Below are 4,403 nucleotides of genomic sequence, written 5' to 3'. Positions count from 1 at the left end.
GGGGTGACGTGAGCGCGTTAAGGATCAGGGTGTTCACGTTGGCCGGAATGGCTGTTCAACTTCGCCGGAATACGCAGATGGTCCCATTGTTCACCCATATTGGTGACAAGGGACTATCCGATTACACACAGGAGCGATCAACCTTCGGGCTGATTTCCTGATCACACCCTCGTTCGTGCGCTACCTCGGTAGCCACGAACAAATCCCACGCAACCACTAAGGCCTGTCGTTCACGACAGCGCCCGCGTTCGCGTATCTGAATGCTTTTGCACCCCTATACGGCCATCCGGCCAAGCCACAGTAAGCCCTCGGGCAAGGAATAGATCATGGAACACATCTCTATCAAAGAACTGCCGTTTGAAGTGACCCCGTCGTTCATCATGGACTTTAACGACTACCAGGTGAAGGAAGTGGATGGCGTACTCAAAGTTGCCTATTTGGCGGACGATGAAGATCCCTTCCATCCGAACGTGGCTGACGAGAAGACAATCTTCACTGCTCATCGGTACGCTGACGAGTTGGAGCACAAGGCAATGCAAGAGGCCTTGGGCTTGAACCGGGATTGGGAGCCAGACCTCGACCAGTTAATGGACGGGGCCGATCGTGAGAAAGCTTTCCGCAAGGAATGGGTAGCGCAAGCTGCTATCAGTCCAGAGTTTGCGGTTTGGGCTGGCAACACGGGTCGCAAGGAAGATGGTGACGAGCGGTATCTTCGCAATCGGGCAAGTGCTTTTTGGCGTGAGCAATCACACCAGGGGCATGTAAAAGACAAGCAGCTGTGGGACTTCGAGTTCACCGCTGATGTCGCCTTGAAAGCCTGGCAACAGTTAGTGTCACAAGGTCTGATCGGAGAGCTGGATGCAATCTCGCTCGACTGCTACGACCACGGTGGCCAAAGCTGGAGCATCACCGGCAACGGTATGCAGTGCCAGTGGGATACGTCTCGCCGCGCTGGAGTGTGGGTACCTTTGCAACACCATAAGGAACTCATCCAAGAGCGTATGGCGACCTATGCGTTCGGCTACATCGAGCGCGTCGGACAGGTTTGGACATCCTACCTGGACAATGGCACCAAACAGCAGTGCAAGTCGTGGCATGAAGCGTTTGTAAGCGTGCAGCTTTTCGCAAGCTCGCAGCGCAAGCCAACGGCAAAACAGCTCGCAAACGGACGCGCACGCGCCCGGGAGGAGTTGTGTGAGAACGACCTGGAGCAATACAACGCCTGGTTGTCTGGTGATTGTTATGGTCTCGTTCTTGCTGAGTTCAGCAATATCGGTACCGAAGATGAACCAGAGTGGGAACTGATCGCCTCTGATGAATGCTGGGGCTATATCGGGTCGGATGATGCAGTTTCAGAATTGCAGCACCAATTCCACTAACCCAGAACCTAAAGAAATCCGGTTTCACCCTCTCTTGGGTGACCGGATTTTCTTTATCTATCTCTATTTGAACCAAATCCCTCGGGAACAACCGCCGTCAGGAAAAGGAACATATATGCCTAGTAAAAATGAAATTCGAATCGACAAACACATCATTGGCGACCTCGCTAATGAACCCTCCGCCAGCATGGAAGATTTTTTAAATCGCTTCCCGGTGGTGGATGACGAGGACATAGACCTCATTACCGTTTACCTGTCACTGCAAGGTTATTTGGATAATCTGCGCAAGCAGGTATTTGCCGATCTCATCATCCGCAACGGTGGAGAGTTCGTCGGCCTCGAAGTGTCAAACAAGCGTGGCAATCTCTGTTGTTTGTTCCCAGATCCGCAATACCCTGGGCACTATCGTTTGTCGTTCCATGACCAAGCTGGCCCCGTTAGCCACTTGGTTTATTCCACCGCAGAGCAAGCCCTCAAGGAAGCCATCTCTCTTGGCTACCGTGAGCACACACCCGGCCAGCTGGATCGTCTCAGTGAAGATCCGCACTGGCAGTTCGGCTTAGCTCGTGTATCAGAAACCTATTCTGCGCTCCGGCGCTGATCTTCGGATCGTCTTAATTACCCTCACTGTCCTCGATGGACAAATTCAACGTAAGCCCTTTGGGCATGGAGATCGTTATGTCTACTGTAATAGCTAGTAAATTCGCCCTTAATCGTGGAAATGCCCGTGTTTGGTGCGAAGGTCGGAAGCTTGCCCGTGAGGGTATCGCTGTCGGTATGAAGTACGAATTGAAGTTTGACCAAGCCAATCGCCAAGTGAATGTTCTTTTTGGACATGACCTGGTGAATGTCTCTGGTTCTGTCTCGCGGCGTAAACTGCGTGGCACTGATAATGAGTACCTGCCGGTAATCGACATGTCTGACAAGAAATTCCTTGAGCTCTTCGAAGAGTCTGAGGAAATTCGCATTGCCATTAATGGTCTCAAAATGACGATTACTGCCCAACTCTCTAGCAGCGATGCGAAAGAGCGGGTAGCTCGGCTTCAACGCAAACTGGCAAACAGGGAACCACTGACGGTGTGTTCACTGTTCCATGGAGGCGGTGTACTTGACACAGCTATGCACGCAGGACTGGCACGTTCTGGAATTGATAGCTACTGTAAAGTGGCTGTGGAACTTGAAGGGAAATATCTGGACAGTTCCTTGCAGAATAACCCCCAGTTATTCCGTAACGATAGCGTTTTATTCGAAGGATCGATCGAACACTTTAATCCCAGAGGTGTGCGAGTAGAGTGCCTTATTGCCGGGATCCCATGTACAGGGGCCTCATTATCAGGAAGAGCAAGAACGGCTTGGAATTTGCGGAAGCACATTCCGATGCCGGTCATTTGTTTTATTACTTCCTTAATGCGGTAATTGCCCTTAACCCAGCTATTGTCATAATTGAAAACGTTTTGCCATATTCTGCCACTGCGTCTATGGCAGTAATTCGCTCAGTTCTACGTTCGCGTGGATATGAGTTGGAAGAAACCAACCTGGATGCCAGTAAATTTGGATGCTTGGAGAAACGGGAGCGGCTTTGTGTCGTTGCCTCTACCCCAAGTGCCATGACTACCGGTGTGCTGGATAATTTGGTTTCAACCAAACAGAAGGAAAGTTGCGTTGGCGATATTCTCGAAGACATCCCCGAGGATTCACCTTTGTGGAGATCATTCGATTACCTCGCTATCAAAGAGCAACGAGACCTCGCAGCAAAAAAAGGCTTCAAACGGCAACTTATAACTGCTGAATCTGAATCCTACGGAGTTATAGCAAAAGGCTATAACAAGTGTAGGAGCACCGAGCCGTTTATTGCTCATCCTACCAACCCCAACCTGTCACGGTTGCTAACCCCGCTGGAACATGCACGCGGGAAAGGTGTGCCTCCCTGCGTGATCGACGGACTCTCCGATACGGTTGCGCATGAGGTTCTCGGGCAAGGTGTTTGCTGGTTACCGTTCGAGTCTGTAGGCTTTGCCGTCGGGACTCATATGCAGGCAGCCATGCAACAAACGTCACAAGCCGCAGCGTAAACCTGCTGGCCATCTGAGTGACCCATTCGTGGGTCACTTTTATTTGTTCCCTCGGGAATGGAGCCTTAGGGCATGAAGTAATGATAAGGAGCAATCAATGAACGTCAGCACAATGGATACTGTCAGGACAATGGCAATCACCCTGGATTAAACGGGGTGATTCGCCTGCTTTAAATATAAATCCTTCGGGTTCATGAGCCCTTTGGGCAAGGAAACATTATCATGTGTATCGCAAAATATTCTCAATTAAATCCAGAAACCCTGCTTAGCTTTGGTGGCACTGCTACCATTTCGCCGGAACTTGCAAAAGCAATAAAGTATCAGCGTCGCTGCACGCTCGATACTGAGCAGCAGATATTCCGTGAGGGTGATGGTTTTGAATATAAGGTTGATATGACGAAAAATCTGGTCACGTTGTTGAAAGGTACAATTTGCACTGCCGACAACACAGGCTTCGTTAATATTAAATCTGCCCCAATGAAGGGCTATTCTGTAGTGGAAGTGGTTAAGTTCAACGATGCGCCTGCGAAAACCTCCGCAAGTGGCAAGTTGTTCCGTGACCTGCGTTCACTGGCAGAAATAACCGGACTTATTTTCTAACTTACAAGGCCACTCACCCACATCGGGATGCGTGGCCTTTTTTTTGGCTTTCGCTTTCCTAACCGATTTTTTTAACCATTCGCATACAAACCTGAACGCCAATGACTGGATATTGCCAATTATTTAAACGCGGGAAGCAAAATAGTTATTGGCTTAATTAATTATTTTTAAACGCCGTTTACTCCGAGTGAATAAGTTGGTAGTTTTATAATAGAAATGGCCTTTAGGAGTGACGTTCTTGTTGAGACCAGGTATTGCTGTTCTTGCCTTCATTCTGGTATCTATTCACCAGGACGGGGTTGACGGCATCAGTTCTGCCGGGATGGGATAATCTGTCTTCTCGATGCACGCC

Annotated in this window: 5 protein-coding genes; all 5 read left to right on the top strand. The window is 49.7% G+C overall.

The annotated features are described in order from the left end of the window. Nucleotides 1-326: 326 nt before the first annotated feature. The 5 genes from PG892_RS21710 (at nt 327) to PG892_RS21690 (ending at nt 4,051) form a co-directional block, all read left to right on the top strand. Nucleotides 327-1,379: a hypothetical protein gene (locus PG892_RS21710; protein WP_270825851.1), complete on the top strand. Its 1,053-nt coding sequence runs from the start codon at nt 327-329 to the stop codon at nt 1,377-1,379. Between the two features lie 115 nt (nt 1,380-1,494). Continuing rightward, nucleotides 1,495-1,980: a hypothetical protein gene (locus PG892_RS21705; RefSeq protein ID WP_270825850.1), complete on the top strand. Its 486-nt coding sequence runs from the start codon at nt 1,495-1,497 to the stop codon at nt 1,978-1,980. Between the two features lie 77 nt (nt 1,981-2,057). Further along, a complete protein-coding gene (locus PG892_RS21700) occupies nt 2,058-2,795 on the top strand; it encodes a hypothetical protein (RefSeq protein ID WP_270825849.1) in 738 nt (245 codons plus the stop codon). Next, nucleotides 2,732-3,451: a DNA cytosine methyltransferase gene (locus tag PG892_RS21695; RefSeq protein WP_270825847.1), complete on the top strand. Its 720-nt coding sequence runs from the start codon at nt 2,732-2,734 to the stop codon at nt 3,449-3,451. Before PG892_RS21700 ends, PG892_RS21695 begins: the two co-directional genes overlap by 64 nt. A 222-nt stretch (nt 3,452-3,673) precedes the next feature. Further along, complete coding sequence (locus PG892_RS21690) at nt 3,674-4,051, top strand: hypothetical protein (protein WP_109422523.1); 378 nt, start codon at nt 3,674-3,676, stop codon at nt 4,049-4,051. Nucleotides 4,052-4,403: the final 352 nt, after the last annotated feature.

The sequence above is a fragment of the Aeromonas sp. QDB68 genome (genome assembly GCF_027707405.1).
Classification (GTDB): Bacteria; Pseudomonadota; Gammaproteobacteria; order Enterobacterales; family Aeromonadaceae; genus Aeromonas; species Aeromonas caviae.
The sequence above is the reverse complement of the archived record's forward strand: the minus strand, read 5'-3'. Positions and strand labels throughout refer to the sequence as shown.